11 protein-coding genes are annotated in these 15,165 nt (G+C 45.3%); 8 read left to right on the top strand and 3 right to left on the bottom strand.

The genetic code is table 11. The features are described 5' to 3' along the window. Positions 1 to 31 precede the first annotated feature (31 nt). The 5 genes from CPIN_RS29475 (at position 32) to miaA (ending at position 4,897) form a co-directional block, all read left to right on the top strand. Complete coding sequence (locus tag CPIN_RS29475; protein ID WP_012793543.1) at positions 32 to 1,162, top strand: glycosyltransferase family 4 protein; 1,131 nt, start codon at positions 32 to 34, stop codon at positions 1,160 to 1,162. Between the two features lie 3 nt (positions 1,163 to 1,165). Then, positions 1,166 to 1,735, top strand: a complete 570-nt coding sequence (locus CPIN_RS29470; protein ID WP_012793542.1) for an L-threonylcarbamoyladenylate synthase — start codon at positions 1,166 to 1,168, stop codon at positions 1,733 to 1,735. A 30-nt stretch (positions 1,736 to 1,765) separates the two neighbouring features. Continuing rightward, a complete protein-coding gene (locus tag CPIN_RS29465; RefSeq protein WP_044219984.1) occupies positions 1,766 to 3,199 on the top strand; it encodes a CCA tRNA nucleotidyltransferase in 1,434 nt (477 codons plus the stop codon). A gap of 120 nt (positions 3,200 to 3,319) precedes the next feature. Further along, the gene (locus tag CPIN_RS29460) at positions 3,320 to 3,895 is read left to right on the top strand and encodes an IS1096 element passenger TnpR family protein (RefSeq protein ID WP_012793540.1); all 576 of its coding nucleotides are present in this window, start codon (positions 3,320 to 3,322) and stop codon (positions 3,893 to 3,895) included. A gap of 99 nt (positions 3,896 to 3,994) precedes the next feature. Then, the gene (gene miaA, locus CPIN_RS29455; RefSeq protein ID WP_012793539.1) at positions 3,995 to 4,897 is read left to right on the top strand and encodes a tRNA (adenosine(37)-N6)-dimethylallyltransferase MiaA; all 903 of its coding nucleotides are present in this window, start codon (positions 3,995 to 3,997) and stop codon (positions 4,895 to 4,897) included. Positions 4,898 to 5,036: 139 nt separating this feature from the next. Here the strand turns inward: miaA and CPIN_RS29450 are convergent, their stop codons facing one another. Both CPIN_RS29450 and CPIN_RS29445 read right to left on the bottom strand, forming a co-directional pair. After that, positions 5,037 to 6,623 (bottom strand): OmpP1/FadL family transporter, encoded by a 1,587-nt coding sequence (locus tag CPIN_RS29450; protein ID WP_012793538.1) that lies wholly within the window; start codon positions 6,621 to 6,623, stop codon positions 5,037 to 5,039. Between the two features lie 91 nt (positions 6,624 to 6,714). Continuing rightward, a complete protein-coding gene (locus CPIN_RS29445) occupies positions 6,715 to 7,731 on the bottom strand; it encodes a hypothetical protein (protein WP_012793537.1) in 1,017 nt (338 codons plus the stop codon). 232 nt (positions 7,732 to 7,963) lie between these two features. On the opposite strand from CPIN_RS29445, the gene proS reads away from it, so the two are divergent. The 3 genes from proS (at position 7,964) to CPIN_RS29430 (ending at position 13,200) form a co-directional block, all read left to right on the top strand. Beyond that, on the top strand, positions 7,964 to 9,445 hold the full coding sequence (gene proS, locus CPIN_RS29440; RefSeq protein WP_012793536.1) for a proline--tRNA ligase: 1,482 nt from the start codon (positions 7,964 to 7,966) through the stop codon (positions 9,443 to 9,445). A gap of 69 nt (positions 9,446 to 9,514) precedes the next feature. Beyond that, complete coding sequence (locus tag CPIN_RS29435) at positions 9,515 to 12,442, top strand: sensor histidine kinase (protein WP_012793535.1); 2,928 nt, start codon at positions 9,515 to 9,517, stop codon at positions 12,440 to 12,442. Further along, positions 12,439 to 13,200: a LytR/AlgR family response regulator transcription factor gene (locus CPIN_RS29430; RefSeq protein WP_012793534.1), complete on the top strand. Its 762-nt coding sequence runs from the start codon at positions 12,439 to 12,441 to the stop codon at positions 13,198 to 13,200. The genes CPIN_RS29435 and CPIN_RS29430 overlap by 4 nt, the downstream gene beginning before the upstream one ends. A gap of 133 nt (positions 13,201 to 13,333) precedes the next feature. On the opposite strand, the gene CPIN_RS29425 is transcribed toward CPIN_RS29430, so the two are convergent. Further along, positions 13,334 to 14,872, bottom strand: coding sequence for a trypsin-like peptidase domain-containing protein (locus tag CPIN_RS29425; protein WP_012793533.1), 1,539 nt, complete (start codon positions 14,870 to 14,872; stop codon positions 13,334 to 13,336). Positions 14,873 to 15,165: the final 293 nt, after the last annotated feature.

The raw sequence follows: 15,165 nt of genomic DNA, 5'->3' as shown, positions 1-15,165 counted from the left end.
TCCTTACCTTTACTTCCCTTTAAATAATGCTATGAATATTGCCTTCGACGCAAAGCGGGCTTACCAGAATAATACCGGACTGGGGAACTATAGTCGCACATTGATAAGTTCTCTGGCTACCTACTTTCCGCAGCACAGTTATTATCTCTATGCACCTAAGCTGACTACGCTTTATCAGACGGCCGCTTTCTCCAACATGGAATCTGTATTACCTGAAAAACGCCTGCACCGCTGGTTTCGCAGTGCATGGCGCAGTAAATACGTCGTGGGAGAACTCGCAGCAAAAAGCATTGATATTTACCACGGACTGAGTCACGAAATTCCTTTTGGTATACATACCAGCGGCGTGAAAAGTGTCGTAACTATGCACGATCTGATCTTCGAACGCTATCCCGGACAATATAATCCCATCGATGTGCAGACCTACCGGCGCAAGGCCAAATATGCCTGCCAGTACGCAGATAAGATCATCGCTATCAGTGAACAAACAAAACAGGATATCATTCACTACTATAAAATACCGGCTGAAAAAATAGAAGTTGTCTATCAGAGCTGTGATGAATCTTTCGCCGTAACACACGATGAAAGCCAGATCCGGCAGATGAAAGCGCAGTACGGTCTGCCGGAGTCCTACTTTCTTTATGTAGGTTCCATCATCGAACGTAAGAATCTGATGGGTATTATTCATGCCATGCTGCAACTGAAAGGCGATGTAGATCTTCCGCTGGTTGTACTGGGTGGTGGCAGCAGCTATAAAAAGAAAGTAAAAGCATTTGTGGAGCGGCATGGTATAGCTGACCGAATCATCTGGCTTAATGAAAAGGCCCGTCTGGCGGATGCAGATCTGCCTTTATTGTATCAGGGTGCGGAAGCATTGATATATCCTTCTATCTTTGAAGGTTTTGGTATTCCTATTCTGGAAGCGCTCTGGAGCCGTACGCCGGTTATTACCTCCGCCGGTTCCTGCTTTGGTGAAACGGGTGGAGATGCAGCACTCTATGTGAATCCTTTGCAACCGCCGACGATTGCGGATGCCATGCGGAAAATACTGCGAGAGCCGTCATTCGCAGCAACAATGAGAACAAAAGGTTGGGCACATGCCCAGTTATTCAGCCGTGAAAAATGTGCGGCAGGTGTAATGAAGGTCTACGAAAGTTTATAAGTTATGATTGAATTTGAAAATGATATAAGCGCCTCTCTGCAGGTGTTACGTAGCGGAGGATTGATCCTGTACCCTACAGATACAATCTGGGGTATAGGTTGTGATGCGACCGACGAAGCGGCCGTAAAAAAGGTATTTACGCTCAAAGACCGGCCCGAGGCAAAAAGCCTTGTGATTCTGCTGGCTGATGTAAGGGACCTGCTGAAATACGTGGCGCATCCCAGTCCGGAGATCGCAGATATCCTTGCAGGATTTGACAGACCTACAACCGTCATTTATGAAGGCGCCCTTGACCTCGCTCCGAATGTGATCAACAGCGACGGTACCGTAGCGATCCGTATCGTAAAAGATACTTTCTGCCGCCATCTGATCAAACGTCTACGGAAACCGTTGGTTTCTACTTCTGCGAATCTCAGCGGACAGCCATCACCGGCAACTTTTGCAGAAGTATCGCCTGAAATCATCAACGGTGTGGACTATGTGGTGTCTTACAGACAGGATGATACTACGCCCGCACAGGCTTCCAGGATTATCAAGCTGCTGAAAGATGGCAGTGTTCAGGTGATCAGATAAAAAAACTTACTTTTGCCGTTTTATTCGTTTATGATCAGTAGAAAGCCTATAGATATTCCCTGTACCTTACAGGAACGGAAAGTGTTAGAACAGATAGCATTAGCAGCCCACGAACTGGGAGTTGCCTGCTACCTGATCGGCGGCTTTGTGCGGGATAAAATACTGAACAGACGTACCAAAGATATGGATGTGGTATGCGTGGGGGACGGTATTGCCCTTGCACATAAAGTGGCCGGATACTTTGACAATGCCAAAGTGAGTTTCTTCAAAACTTATGGTACTGCCCAGGTAAAATGGAACGACCTTGAAATTGAATTTGTTGGCGCCAGAAAAGAAAGTTACCGCCATGAGTCCCGTAATCCTGATGTAGAACCAGGTACGCTCAGAGATGACCAGTTACGCAGGGACTTTACCATCAATGCCCTGGCTATCAGCCTCAACGAAGCCGACTATGGCAGCCTGGTAGACCCTTTTGGAGGTATTGCAGACCTGGAAGCGAAAATTATCAGAACACCCCTGGAACCGGCGCAGACGTTTATTGACGATCCGCTCCGTATGATGCGTGCCATCCGTTTTGCCTCACAGTTACAGTTTACGATCTCTGAAGAATCCTTCAAAGGGATTAAGGAAAACGCGGAACGTATCAAGATCATCTCCCAGGAGCGTATTACAGATGAATTCAACAAGATTATGTTGTCTCCTGTTCCTTCCGTAGGACTGGATCTGCTCTATAAAGCCGGCATTATGAAGATCATACTGCCGCAGATGGTAGACCTGGTAGGCGTGGAAACAGTAGATGGCAAAGGCCATAAAGACAACTTTTATCATACCTTGCAGGTAGTAGATAACATCGCCCGCAATACCAAAGACCTCTGGCTGCGTTGGGCTGCCCTGTTACATGACATAGGTAAACCGGCCACCAAACGTTTTGAACAGGGACACGGCTGGACATTCCACGGACACGATGCAGTAGGAGGAAAGATGGTGACCCGCATATTTACCAAAATGAAACTACCCCTGCATGAGGATATGCGGCTGGTAAAGAAACTGGTAGAATTGCACCTGCGCCCCATCAGCGTTACAAAAGAAAATATAACCGACTCTGCTATACGCAGATTGCTCTTTGATGCAGGTGATGATATCGAAGGACTGATGATGCTCTGTGAAGCGGATATCACCTCCAAGAATAAGGCAAAAGTGAAACGTTACCTGGAGAATTTTGAACTGGTACGTCAACGGCTGAAAGAAGTGGAGGAAAGTGACCGTATTCGTAACTGGCAACCCCCGGTAACCGGAGAAATGATCATGGAAACTTTTGGGCTGTCGCCGTCAAGAGTGGTGGGTGACCTTAAAAATGCCATTCGTGAAGCGATCCTGGATGGGGTGATTCCCAATAGCTACGATGCTGCTTATGCATTCCTGCTTGAAAAAGCCAAATCAATGGATTTGACACCAGTTAAATAAAAATGTTAATTTAGTAGTGTTAATTAATGTTAACATTGCCCTTTTTCAGGATTGGGTGTGATGTTTGCACATATCACTTAATCCTGAAATACCAGATTATTAATAAAATCCTTTATTGTCATGCCTGTTTTGAAATTCAGAGTTTACTGGGAAGAAGATGAAAGTGTGTACAGGGATATTTCCATTAAACCGGACCAGACATTTTTACAATTTCATCAAACTATTTTACAGTCATTCGAATTTGACAATAAACATAAAGCGACTTTTTTCCGTAGCAATGATAACTGGCAACGGGGCAGAGAGATCATTCTTGAACAGGATGGCGCTGCACGTAAGGTTGAACCGCTCCTGATGGAAGAAACGCCTATCGCCGCAGCTGTAAAAACGCCCAACCAGAAGTTCATATACCTGTATGACTATGCGAAAAACTGGACGTTCCTTGTAGAGCTGATCGGTGTGTCAAAAGACGAAAACTCAAAGGTTGCCTATCCTTTCTGCACCAGGAAAGAAGGTCTCGCACCAAGCCAGTATGGTACCAAAGGTCTCGTAGGCGATAAACTCGTTGAAATGGAGGAGAAATATGACCTCAATAAAGAGGGTATGAGCGAAGACGGCTTTGGTGAAGAAGGTGAGGAAGATAATACCGACGCAGAAGATGACGGCGGTGAAGATCAGGGCACCGACGATATGTATTAAATCAATTAAGAATTAAAAATTAAGGATTAAGAATTATTGCACTATTCACAGCATTCTTAATTCTTAATTTTTAATTCCTAATTCTTAATTGAGAATTTGTTGAAGTCTATTATTATAGTCGCAGGCCCCACCGCATCGGGCAAAACCGCCAAAGCAATAGAAGTGGCCCAACACTTTAATACGGCCGTTATCTCTGCGGATTCCCGGCAATGTTACCAGGAAATAAGTATTGGTACTGCTAAACCCAGTGTCCAGGAATTACAGACCGTTCCCCACTATTTTATCAATTCTCACTCGATACAGGAAGAAGTCAATGCTGGTCTGTATGAACAGCTGGCCCTGAATTATGCAGCAGAAATCTGGAAAGATAATGATGTCGCCGTTATGTGCGGTGGTACAGGGCTTTATATTAAAGCTTTTTGTGAAGGCATGGATAACATGCCCGTTATCCCTCCCGGTATCCGCACGTCTATTCAGACCCGTTATGAGCAGGAAGGAATGAGCTGGCTGCAACAAGAGGTACAGGAGAAAGATCCCGGCTTCTATGCCAATGCAGAAACACAGAATCCACATCGTTTAATGCGGGCATTAGAAGTGCTGTATGCTACGGGGCAGTCTATTAACAGCTTCCGGACAGGCAATGTGGTAAAAAGGGATTTTAATATCATTAAAACCGCCATTACCTTACCTAAGGAGCGGCTGCACGATAATATAGCCCGCAGAGTACATATGATGGTAGCGGAAGGCTTACTGGAAGAAGTACGCGCTGTATTGCCTTATCGTACACATAATGCTTTGCAGACAGTGGGGTATAAAGAAGTGTTTGATTACCTGGATGGGAAAATATCCTGGGATGAAGCAGTTGAACAGATCATTATTCATACCCGTCAGTATGCTAAGAGACAGTTGACCTGGTTTAGGAAGGATACTGGTTTTAAGTGGTATGAAGGAGGGGAGGGGCTGCTGCCTGACGTGGTCAGGCAATTAGGAATTAACAATTAGGAATTAGTGGGACAAGGCAGACGAAGATGAAATTGGCTTCAATAATTACTTAATTAATATTTGTCTTAAAATAGAAAGGCGCTTCAATTAACTTGAAGCGCCTTATTTATATCATTCCTATTCTTAATTCCTAATTGATTTAGAACTTCCACCCGAAAGTCGCATTAACGTTGGTAGACTGGCTCTTAATAGAGGCAGCTGCCGGAGTAGTATAATGATCATCAGGAGCAGCGTTGGAAGCCAGCACGTACGGCTGATTAGAACGGGTATTGTTACCCCATACCAGACCCAGATCCATATAGAAACCACGGTTTCTGTAACCGATACCGCCGGTATAGTACTCACGCTTACCGTCGATAGCGCCATTCTTATAAGGACTGGCGTATAATGAATAACCCAATCTGAAGGCAATTACATGCAATTTCAGTTCACCACCTACACGGATGTTTGAAACGCCTTTGTAAGTCGCTTTAATTGCCTCATTACGTGCATCTGAATCTTCTTTGTCGGTAGACTGGTCATTACGGAAACGGAGTCTCATAGATGTGTAATCCATATACTCATAGTCGAAGGAGAGGAAGCCGGTTGGCTTTCTGGTATCTGCTGAAGGACTGAACAGGTAAGTTGCACTTAATACGCCTTTCCATGGTGTTCTGAGTGAGTATTTGGATTCGTCAGAGAATCCGTCATAAGTATCTATAGAAGAGAAAGTACGTACGCCCAGTGTTTTGGTGGAAGTCGTCATGTCTGTTCTATAAGTATCAGTGAATGTCATCCAGGACGGGCTGTGGAAAGTAGCGCCGAGGTTGAGTGATCTGATCGGTTTAAAGATACCGCCTATTTTCAGGTTGATACCGGTTCCTTCTGATTTCAGTGATTCAGTTACTTCAAAGCTATTCAGGTCTGTCGGAGTGGTGTTCATATTTGTCTCCTTCCAGGTCCTGTCATGTTTGTAGGTAATATTCGGAATATTGATGCTACCACCGAGGTACATCTTATCATCATAGTTAGCGCCGAAAGCGAATGAGATTTCATTGGAACCGCCTCTGGCATTGATGATGTTTTCCTGTTTAACAAAGATGCTTCTGTCTGTCGCCTGTGCTGCAGAGTAGAAAGATCCGTCCGGCTGGTCATTACTATCCAGGTAAGGAGATATCAGACCTGTCTGATACGCAAGCGCAGAAGTATGTGCCAATGAACCGATGGTGTGCTCGCCACCCAGCTGATCGTCAGGATTAGTTACACCTGCTGCTTCTGCATCCAGGTAGTAGTTCAGGGAGAGGGAAGAACTCTTGTTCTCACCGGTATAATAAGTTCTTTCGTTGTAATTCTGTGTACGGTTCAGTCCCAGACCGAAGCTGAAGTTCTGCCATTTGCTGTCAGGTTTTTTCCTGCGGCCACCGAATATCATGGAGATATTGGAGACCAGTGGGATAAACTTGTTGTCGCTGTCGGTCGTACCCAGGTAAGTACCTTTGTTGTTAATATTCTGAAGGCCTACTGTGAAGGAGAAATCGTTTGTTCTGAAAAAGCCTACGGAAGCAGGGTTAACATACATAGAAGACGGTTCACCGCCCAGCGCTCCCAGCGCACTACCTATTGACTGACCCCTTGTCGTACCTGAAGGTGAACTGGTGCTGAATCTTAAAGCGTCGTCTATATTTTGCGCATGAACGGAAACGCATGTTCCTGTCAATGCAATGGCAACCACCATTCTTTTAATCATATAGTAGAATTAAAGGGTAAGGGTTAAAAAATACCCTGGCTTTTAGACCAGGGTACAGTTTAGAATATCAATGATCAAATCATTTGTGAGATTAGTTTCTGCCCCTTCCGCCACGGCCACCACCGCCGCCGCCGATAGAACCTCCACCTCCACCGCCAACTGATCTGGTAGGCGGATTATAAGATGGAGCCGGCGTATAAGAACGTTGTGGCTGCTGTGAAGGCTGATAGGATCTTGTCGGAGGGTTATATGAGCCGCTGCTGCGACCACCACCGTCATTACCTACCGGACGTTCACCCGTTGAAGGTGTGAACGATCTTCTTGGTGTGTAGCTACCATCGCGGCTGGTTCTGCCACCACTGTTGGAATCACCGGTTACAACACGACCACCAGGATTTGTTCCGACAGTTCTTCTGGAAGGTGTGTAATCAGTTCTGCCTGTGCGGCCACCCGGGTTAGGAGTAGTACCACCTACCACTCTGGTAGGGTAGGAAGAACCGAAGCTTCCGCGTGTACGACGACCAGGGGAGGAATAACCGTAGTATCCGCCGTGACCACCCCAATAGCCTGGATAACCATAGTATCCGCCACCGTAGTAACCACCACCGTACCAAGGGCTATAATAACCCCAGCTGTTCCATGGGTTGTAACCCCAGCCACCGCCCCAGCCGTAGCCAATGCCGATGCTCAGAGAAGGACCCCAGTAGGAACCGTAGTATGGATAACCCATTCCACCGCCCCAGCCACCATAACCATAGTAGCTGTTCATACCCCAGCCGCCACCGTAGTATGGACTACCGTAGAAACCTGAAGAGTATACGTTCGGAGAATAGTAATCGTAATAAGAACCTTTATAGTTGCGGTTGAACATGTCTATACGACGGGAGTAATCACCCTGATCCTCATCGTCATATGTAACATAGGTACCGTCACCATTTGTATCTGCATAAGCAACGTTATCATCGTTGCGATTATTGTTGCCTCCGTAGTCGGGTTTCACTCGCGGAGAGTAGTAAACGTCATCCGGCGTTTGCGTAGTTTTGTATGCTGAGGAGCAACCGCCTAATATAAGCGTAGCCAACAAAGCAAGGTATGGAATTGATTTCATTGTCGGAATTTTTTAGCCTGATTTCTATAGTAAATTTACACTATTTTAACTCAAAGAAAGGTTAATGCTACAATAATATCTAACCACTCATAATATTTTATCAAATTGTTTGCACGTTTCTGATTTTCATGTAGGTTTGTGACATTTTACCTTTTGGTAATATATTTAGTGCAAATATTAAGCCAAATTAATATATTGTACCAGACAAGATTATAAATATTTCAATTATCATATGAGTAAAGAGATCACAGCCCGTTCTGAAGATTATTCACAATGGTACAATGATTTGATTATTAAAGGCGGATTAGCGGATTATTCTGCTGTGAGAGGTTGTATGGTAATAAAGCCATACGGTTTTGGATTGTGGGAAGGCATGAGAGACGTGCTGGACGCTAAATTTAAAGAGACAGGACATCAGAACGCTTATTTCCCCTTATTCATACCCAAAAGCTTTCTTAGCAAAGAAGCTGAGCACGTAGATGGTTTTGCCAAAGAATGTGCGGTTGTGACTCACCACCGCCTGATGCAGAATCCTGATCCGAATGTAAAAGGACTAGTGGTAGATCCTGAAGCAAAACTGGAGGAAGAACTGATCGTTCGTCCGACTTCTGAAACGATTATCTGGAATACATATAAAGACTGGATTCAGTCATACCGTGACCTGCCGCTGCTGATTAACCAGTGGGCGAACGTCGTACGCTGGGAAATGCGTACCCGACTGTTCCTGCGTACCGCAGAGTTCCTGTGGCAGGAAGGTCATACTGCCCACGCAACCGCCGAAGAAGCGATCGCTGAAACCAGGCAGATGCTGGAGGTATATGCTGACTTCGCTGAAAACTATATGGCACTGCCGGTAGTAAGAGGGGTTAAATCTCCCGCTGAACGTTTTGCCGGTGCGCTGGATACTTATTGTATCGAGGCCCTCATGCAGGATGGTAAGGCGCTGCAGGCAGGTACTTCTCACTTCCTGGGACAGAACTTCGCTAAAGCATTCGATGTGAAATTCTCCAACAAAGAGAATAAACAGGAATATGTATGGGCTACCTCCTGGGGGGTTTCCACCCGTTTGATCGGTGCACTGGTTATGGCGCACAGTGATGACGACGGTCTGGTACTGCCTCCACGTATCGCGCCATTACAGGTTGTGATCGTGCCTATCTATAAAGGTGAAGAGCAGAAGAGCAAGATCGATGCAAAAGTGGACGAAATCATCTCCGGACTGAAAAAGCTTGGTATCCGTGTGAAATATGACGATTCTGACAATGCCCGTCCAGGATGGAAATTTGCAGAATATGAAATGAAAGGCGTACCTGTACGTATCGCTCTGGGCGCACGCGACCTGGAAAACAACGTAGCAGAAGTAGCCCGCCGCGATACGAAAACCAAAGAAAGTCTGTCACTGGACGGACTGGCTGAACGTATCAGCGCATTACTGGAAGAAATTCAGTCGCAGATGTATAACAAAGCGCTGACATTCAGAGATGAGCATATCACTCCTGCTAACACGATGGAAGAATTCGAACGTCTGCTGGATGAAAAAGCTGGTTTCATTTCCGCACACTGGGACGGTACAACCGAAACGGAAGAAAAAATCAAGGAACTTACAAAAGCAACCATCCGTTGCATTCCTTTGAACAATAAACAGGAGGCTGGTACCTGTATCCTTACAGGTAAACCGTCTACTCAGCGTGTTCTTTTTGCACGTGCTTATTAAAAGACATGCCGGCAGTACCCATAGTCAGGTGGTACTGCCGGTTTTTTAATCAAAATCCGACCAGTCTTGATGCCTAAGGTCCGTTATATATTCTTATGGTGGATGTTAATGGTCCTGAGTACAGGTTACCATGCTGTTGCTCAGGGACTGATGATCCGTAACTATAACGTAAAGGATGGCCTGGCGAATGCCACTGTCTATGCGGCAGTACAGGATAAGGAAGGATTTATCTGGTTTGCTACCCCCACCGGCGTCAGTAAATTTGACGGAAAACGCTTTCGCAATTATTCTAAAAAAGACGGCCTCACCGACAATGACGTCGTAAAACTCTCTGCGGATTCCAAAGGGCGTGTCTGGTTTTCAACGCTTAACGGACAACCCTCTTTCTACTGGAATTCTACTATTCACACCGGACAGAATGACTCGTCCCTGCACGTGGATGCCCGCGGACAGTACATGCAGTTCATGTTTGAAGATTATGCCGGCTTTATCTGGTTCCTTAATACAGACAACAGGATCATCCAGTATAGCGGCAGAAAGACCACCTACGATAAACTAGGTGCGCAACGTACGGACCTTTTCTATTTTCTCCGGAACGATACCATCTTCAAGCCCTTGCAGCCATACTTTAATATGGTCAACCTCAGAGACAGTTACAACCCGGATCAACATATTCTCAGCGCCTGTAATTTTCCGATGGAACGTGCAGCTGCAGAAAGAGCCCGTTCTTATCCCGTGATCATTGTTGACAATAATCTTTATACCTACAGCAACAAGGAAGCTATCTGCTTTTTTAATGGTGATGACTGGGGTATCCGGGAAGAGATCAGTAATATCTGTGTCGACAATGACAACCTCTGGATCGGTACACCCCGTGCCCTGTATTATCTGAAAGGGTTTTTTAAGGGAGAAAGAAAACCGGTCAAATTACTGCAGAACCACTATATCACCTCATTGCTGAAAGATCGGGATGGCAACATCTGGATCACTACGTTCGGAGACGGTGTATACAATATCCCCTACAAGAATTTTTACTTCAATTACCTGGACAATACCAACGGACTGTACTCGCACTCCATTTTCAGTATTGCCAAAGACCCGAATACCGGAACGCTGCTGGTAGGCCAGAATGCGGGGGTACTTAATACTATCGACAAGAATAATAAGATACGTCAGTTTAACCTCGATACCACCAGCGGGCGTAATAGTATTGTCAGTATACTGCCCTATAAGCCCAATGAAATGCTCATTGGGGCAGACAACGGTCTTTTCGTTTTCAATACACTCAAACAGAAAGCATCGCTGCTGAAACCTATAAAGACATTAAAAGATGTAGATATCGCTCCCGGAGGCAAGGTTAGGCTAGTGACCAAAGACCAGGTGATCACAGATGATTATAGCGTAGGGGTGGAGGATGACCTGATTACTTCTATTACCAGTATTAATGATTCTGCTTATTATGTAGGTACAAATGCCGGTTTGCTGTACGGGAATGATGCATTACGCACCTTACGTATACCCGGAGAAGATTCTGCCCTGCACAGGAGTATTAAAGATCTGAAGTGGATTGATGGTAACCTCTGGATCGGCACCAGCGACAATGGCTTGTACGTACTCCACAACAACAAAGTGATCAAACATCTGAGTACTGCGGATAAACTGGTCAGCGATATCTGCCAGCAGCTGTATTATGATGGTATCGGCCGGCTGTATGTTTCGACCAACAAGGGTGTTTCTGTCATTGATGTCAAAACCCAGTCACTGATCCGGAATATTACTTCGAATGATGGCCTGATGAGTGATGATACCCGTGGGGTGTATTACCAGCAGGGTATCTTATATATAGCCACATCCAACGGCCTCAGTTATTTCCAGGATGATAAGATGCCTCTGGACACAGTACCACCAGCTATTTACCTGAATCATGTACGTTACGGTGACAGCACCTATCTGCCAGGGAAACAGTTTGTGCTGCTGTATCAGCGTAAGGCGTCTTTTGAGGTAGAATTCGGGGCGATCGCCTATGATCTGCCTGACCTCGTTGAGTACCAGTACAACTTTTCCAGCGATACCTCCAGCGGATGGATCACGACAATGTCCAATATCGTACCTTTCCCCGACCTGCAACCAGATACGTATCAGTTGCAGATCAGGGCCAGAAAATACAGGAGCAACTGGAGCCAGCCGGTAAGCATCACGGTAACGATACTACCACGGTGGTACCAGCAGTGGTGGGCGAGAGGGATACTCATTCTCCTCGGACTGACACTGGTAGCTTTCGTACTGAGAGATGTGATCAGAAGGATCCAGCGGGCAGAAATGCGGAAGACTGAGTACAACCGGCGGATTGCTGAACTGGAAGCCAAAGCCCTGACCAATCAGATGAACCCTCACTTTATCTTCAACTCCCTGAATTCAGTGCAACACCTGATCATGGAAAAAGAAGAGAAACAGGCGCTCAACTTCCTGGCAGACTTTGCCACCCTGATGCGGCAGATGCTGAACAATTCCAGGAAGTCGCATATTTCCCTGGAAGAAGAGATCGCTTTCCTGACCCGGTATATCGAGCTGGAAAAGATCCGGTTTGCGAATGTGTTCACTTACCAGTTTATTTTACAGGATGACCTGAAAGATTATACGATCTATATACCTCCTATGATTATTCAACCCATTGTGGAAAATGCTATTAAACATGGACTGGCGCCTAAAAACGGCAGCGGCAGACTGGAAATGAAACTGGTGCTCCGGGAGGATATGTTATACTGCTCCGTGGACGACGATGGGATAGGTTGGGAACGTGCCAATGAGATCAAAAGTGGCCGTCTGATAAAGCACGAATCCACCGCTTTGAGTGTGATTAGGGAAAGGTTGCAGATTATAAAATCTTTTAATGGAAATGTTGGAAAGTTAGAAATAATTGATAAATTTAAGTCTGGTTTCGGCAATAAGGAGGGTACCCTGGTTGAAATACTGATTCCCATTGTTAAGATGTTATGAGTAATATTAAAGCTGCGATCGTAGACGATGAAGTCCGCAACATCCATATTTTGCGAAATATTCTGGAGAATTACTGTAAAGATGTTACGGTAGCGGGAGAGGCGCAGAACATTCATGACGCGGCGGAAATGATTAAAAATACCCAGATCGACGTACTGTTTCTGGATATTGAAATGCCGCCCCATAATGGTTTCCAGTTACTGGAAATGTTCCCTGTCCTGAATTTCGAAGTCATCTTCATTACAGCCTTTCAGGAATATGCATTGCAGGCGATCAAATTTGCTGCATTAGACTATCTGCTCAAACCTATCAAGGTTAGTGAGGTGGAAGATGCTTTGGAAAAAGTAAAGAAGAGCAAAAAAGGACGCCTCAACGAACTTGCTTCTATCCTGAAGGATTACGTTAAGAACAATGATAACGCTTTCTCCAAGATAGTCATTCCTGTGAATGATGGTTACAACGTCATCGATCTGAAAGATATTATCTATTGCGAAGCATTTGACAGCTATACCAAAATACAGCTGATCAACAACGTGTCTCACCTGATCTCTAAATCCCTGAAGGAATACGAAGAGATGCTGTCTGACAAGGGCTTCTATCGTGTGCACAAGTCTTTCCTTATCAATATTCACCATATCGTAAAGATCATCAAGGGTCTCGGTACTGCCGTTGTCATGAGCGATCAGAAAAACATTCCTATTTCTTCCCGTAAGAAAGATGAATTCTTCGCACAGCTGAAAGGCGTCATCAATTTATAAGCAGGAGATATTTAAACTGTACACTTTAATACTGGCGCTGTAGTGGCGTCTTTTTGTGTTTCTATACAAAAAAGAAAGTCCCGGTCATTACCCCGGGACTCTCCATCCTTAACCTATAAACCTATATGAAATCTTAGAACTCCTGTCCGTTGGCCAGATCGATGTTGTAATAGTATACGCCATTCAGTTCCGGGTATACACCTTCCATCTGGACTTTCTTCTCTTTATCGAGTATCTTCTTCAGATCTTCAATTGAATTCACTGGCTGTCCGCCGGCTTTCAATATGATGAACGAACGCTTCATATTCGTCTGTTTCTTGAGAATACCGCTACTGATGTTATCTACATATACACCACCACGTACGCCTACTTTCGCTGCATCCGCTTTATTCAGTGTAATGAGATCTGCACCCAGTGCATCCAGTACGCTGCTCTTCACAATTTCTGTATTACCGTCTGCATTTTTCAATACTGTAGATTGGGTAAACTGTTTGCCTTCACGCAGGTAGCTGATGCTGATCTTATCACCGGGTTTATAACGTGCGATCTGCTCGGTCATCTGTGGGATGGAAGGAGTAGATACGCCATTGATACCTGTGATGATATCACCTTTCTGGATACCGGCAGCAGCTGCAGATCCGGATTCAACCACACCTGTAACAGCTACTCCGTTGATGTCTCTTCTGATACCAGCTTCTTCCCATCTTTCTTCAGGGATACTATTTGGATCCTGGTAGTAGATGCCCAGATACGCACGTTGTACGTTACCATACTTCATCAGGTCATTCACAACTTTCTTCACCAGGTTCACCGGAATAGCGTAGGAGTAACCTGCGTAGGCGCCGGTTGGAGAAGCAATCGCAGAGTTGATACCAATCAGTTCACCGGAAGTGTTGATCAATGCACCACCACTATTTCCCTGGTTCACCGCCGCATCTGTCTGGATGAAGGATTCAATCGCATTTCTTCTTACCTGTTTGTTGATACCGATGGTACGTGCTTTTGCACTCACGATACCTGCGGTCACTGTTGTTTCCAGATTTAACGGATAACCTACTGCCAGTACCCACTGTCCGATCTCTATATCATCAGAGTTACCATACAGCAGATAAGGGAGGTTCTTCGCGTCTATCTTGATGACCGCCAGGTCGGTGTTCGGGTCAGTACCAATGACTTTTGCCTTATAAGTCTTATAGTCATTCAGCGTCACTGCTATTTCATCAGCGTCGTCTACCACGTGGTTGTTAGTGATAATATAACCGTCATCAGAGATCAGTACGCCGGAACCGGAGGCCATCTGACCTGGGACGTAATATTTACGGCCGCCACCTTCACCCTGGAATTCATCTCCGAAGAAATCATCTCCGAAAAGGTCCTGTAAAACGCTTCTTCTTCGCTGGAGGTTATTGCTAACCTGCCTTGGATTAATTTTCGTCTTAATGTGCACTACACCGGGAACAGCAACTTTTGCTGCCTGGCTGAAATCAGTTGGAGGTGTGGCATTTTTCACTTCAGCCCCTGGCATGTAACGGGCGTAATTGACAGGGATATCCTGGGATCCATTTTGGTATGGGCCTGTCTGCCGGGGTTGGAACCTGTTGTACGCATAGATGCTGGCAACAGCAGTGGCCGCGCTGATAAGAACAGTTGCCGCAATTTGCCGGAATTTCATATGTTTCGTTGTTTAAATTTTGAATGTTGTATAAGGAATGAATAACAATTTACATGCCTTCTGACACAAATTTAAGGGGACGTAACACTGTAAGTAAGATACTTCTTTTACTTTAACACATTTTTATATGAATAGTTAATATGATCTTAACGCCGGGACTGACAAATTGTTGCTTAACATGACAAGATTGTGTCTGTTTAAATAACAAAAACCGTCATTATTACAGTTGCTGGTGGCTGGATGGGCTAAATGACTACGGGCAGCTTGCCTGTCAGGAGCTGCCCGTATCAATA

The sequence above is a fragment of the Chitinophaga pinensis DSM 2588 genome (assembly GCF_000024005.1).
Classification (GTDB): domain Bacteria; phylum Bacteroidota; class Bacteroidia; order Chitinophagales; family Chitinophagaceae; genus Chitinophaga; species Chitinophaga pinensis.
This window is presented reverse-complemented; position numbering and strand designations above follow the sequence as displayed.

Coding starts and splice junctions, on each gene's coding strand:
- proS (WP_012793536.1), top strand. CDS start 7,964: ATGAGTAAAGAGATCACAGCCCGTTCTGAAGATTATTCACAATGGTAC.
- CPIN_RS29460 (WP_012793540.1), top strand. CDS start 3,320: ATGCCTGTTTTGAAATTCAGAGTTTACTGGGAAGAAGATGAAAGTGTG.
- CPIN_RS29475 (WP_012793543.1), top strand. CDS start 32: ATGAATATTGCCTTCGACGCAAAGCGGGCTTACCAGAATAATACCGGA.
- CPIN_RS29445 (WP_012793537.1), bottom strand. CDS start 7,731: ATGAAATCAATTCCATACCTTGCTTTGTTGGCTACGCTTATATTAGGC.
- CPIN_RS29430 (WP_012793534.1), top strand. CDS start 12,439: ATGAGTAATATTAAAGCTGCGATCGTAGACGATGAAGTCCGCAACATC.
- CPIN_RS29465 (WP_044219984.1), top strand. CDS start 1,766: ATGATCAGTAGAAAGCCTATAGATATTCCCTGTACCTTACAGGAACGG.
- CPIN_RS29450 (WP_012793538.1), bottom strand. CDS start 6,623: ATGATTAAAAGAATGGTGGTTGCCATTGCATTGACAGGAACATGCGTT.
- CPIN_RS29425 (WP_012793533.1), bottom strand. CDS start 14,872: ATGAAATTCCGGCAAATTGCGGCAACTGTTCTTATCAGCGCGGCCACT.
- CPIN_RS29435 (WP_012793535.1), top strand. CDS start 9,515: ATGCCTAAGGTCCGTTATATATTCTTATGGTGGATGTTAATGGTCCTG.
- CPIN_RS29470 (WP_012793542.1), top strand. CDS start 1,166: ATGATTGAATTTGAAAATGATATAAGCGCCTCTCTGCAGGTGTTACGT.